This window comes from Cognatiyoonia sp. IB215182, from assembly GCF_033963905.1.
In the GTDB taxonomy this organism is placed as follows: domain Bacteria; phylum Pseudomonadota; class Alphaproteobacteria; order Rhodobacterales; family Rhodobacteraceae; genus Yoonia.
The window spans coordinates 1-1,989 of sequence record NZ_JAXBMB010000057.1 but is presented as its reverse complement, the minus strand read 5'-3'; the positions used below and the strand labels follow the sequence as shown (position 1 = coordinate 1,989).

The window sequence follows — 1,989 nt, the reverse complement described above, 5'->3', positions numbered from 1 at the left end:
GCCCCCTGATCCGTGCCGTTCGGGTGTAGCATCCGTTCCTGTTTGTTTCTGTTGATAGGTGTGCGGTCAAGGCCTGCTGAGCGGAGCCCTCGCGGAGCTCAAGCGAGGCAGGCCGGGTGGCACGGTTGAGATCGGCGTAGACGGCAGGGGCCAGCCCGCCAAGCGATGTGTGTGGTCTTTGTGTGTTGTAATCGATCCTCCAGTTTTCGATGATCTTCCGCGCCTCAGCGAGTTTGCCGAAGATGTGTTCGTTGAGATGGCGTAATCGGGGCTCAGTCCCCGGATTCGCCGGTAGTCTTCTCGCCGGTACATCCATAACCGGGAGAACGACCATGACCAGAGTATTGTATGTGGGCCTCGACGTCTCACTCGAGATGACCAGCATCTGTGTTGTCGATGCCGAGGGCGGAATGATCCTCGAGACAAAGGCGGTTTAGGACCCTGTCGACATCGGCGAAGTGCTGGCTGGTATCGACGGCACCTTCGAACGCGTTGGTTTCGAAGCCGGGCCTTTGTCGCAGTGGCTTTACAATGGCCTCACGCGTGCAGGCTTGCCCGCCGTCTGCATTGAAGCGCGACATGCCAAGGCTGCGATGGTGGCCATGAACCGCAACAAGAATGACCGCAATGACGCGCGCTCTCTGGCGCAACTCATCCGCTCGGGCTGGTTCAAGGCTGTCCATGTGAAGTCGACGGAGAGCCAGGAGATGCGCACGCTCCTGATGTCGCGCGCGTTCTTCGTCAACAAACTGCGCGACCACGAGAACGAGATCCGTGGACTTCTGCGTCCGTTCGGGCTGAAGGTCGGCCGTGTCTCGGCGAGGGACTTCGAGGCCAAGGTGCGCGAGCTCGTCGAGGGGTATCCAAACCTTGAACTCTGCATGTCCGCATTGCTTCGCGGGCGCGCCGAGATGCAGGCGCAACTGGCTGAACGCCACCGGGCCCTCTTGCGCCTCACGGCGAACGACGAACTCTGCCGCCGGTTCATGACCATTCCCGGAGTTGGCCCGGTCACGGCGCTGGCATTCAAGGCGACGATCGACGATCCGGGTCGCTTTCGCCGCTCGAGCGATGTCGGCGCGCATCTTGGTCTTACCCCACGACAATACCAATCCGGTGAGACCGACGTGAGGGGGCGCATCAGCCGGTCCGGCGATGCCTTCACGCGCACGGCGCTCTTCACTGCGGCCCACGTCATGCTCACTCGCTCACGCCAATGGACGTCGATCCGAGCCTGGGGCTTGAGGATCGCAAAGCGGAGCAGTCTGAAGAAGGCGAAGAGTGCGGTGGCGCGTAAGCTCGCCGTCGTAATGCATCGCATGTGGCGCGACGACGCCCCTTTCCGTTGGGGAGCCGCTGCATGATCTGATCCCGAAGCCCTGGCGCCAATTCGCCCAGGGCTTTGGCAAGGGTCCCGTCAGGGACGGGGATGAGGCGAAGGCCGCACGCGTGCCCGGTGCTGCTTGCGCGCGCAATCACGCAAGCCCGCCGTTTAGCATGGTCCGCCTCACCTTCGACCGCCAACATGCGGCGCGCCCTACAACGGGCCGACCGCGGACAGAAGCATGACCCCATGACGGAACCAAAGCCGATCACACTTGACGGACACGCCCCGATTACAGAAGGCATTCGTCCCTGAGCCTGCCGTTGAATGACTCGACAAAGGCATTCAGCATCGGCTTTTCCGGGCGCGATGTAGTGCCAGCCGGCGCCGGTGTCCTGGCACCACCTGAGCACGGCATGCGATGTCATTTCGGTTCCGTTATCAGAGACGATCATGTCAGGCTGACCGCGCCGCCGGATCAGATCGTCCAGTTCGCGGGTCATGCGACGCCCGGACACGGATCGATCCACGACCGTCGCCAATGCTTCACGGGTGCAATCATCCACAATGCAAAGCACAAGGAACCGCTGGCCATCTAACAAGGCGTCAGAGACAAAGTCCAAAGACCATCGCTGGTCGGCCCAGTCAGGGACCAGAATGGGCCG

Annotated in this window: 3 pseudogenes; 1 reads left to right on the top strand and 2 read right to left on the bottom strand. The window is 61.9% G+C overall.

Going from position 1 to position 1,989, the window contains the following annotated elements:
- Window positions 1-121: 121 nt before the first annotated feature.
- A pseudogene (locus SLH47_RS26215) lies at window positions 122-256 on the bottom strand (integrase core domain-containing protein); the annotation flags it as partial.
- A 76-nt stretch (window positions 257-332) separates the two neighbouring features.
- Between SLH47_RS26215 and SLH47_RS26210 the strand changes: the two are divergent.
- Window positions 333-1,364: pseudogene (locus tag SLH47_RS26210) on the top strand (IS110 family transposase).
- A gap of 258 nt (window positions 1,365-1,622) precedes the next feature.
- Here the strand turns inward: SLH47_RS26210 and SLH47_RS26205 are convergent.
- Window positions 1,623-1,989: pseudogene (locus SLH47_RS26205) on the bottom strand (DDE-type integrase/transposase/recombinase); the annotation flags it as partial.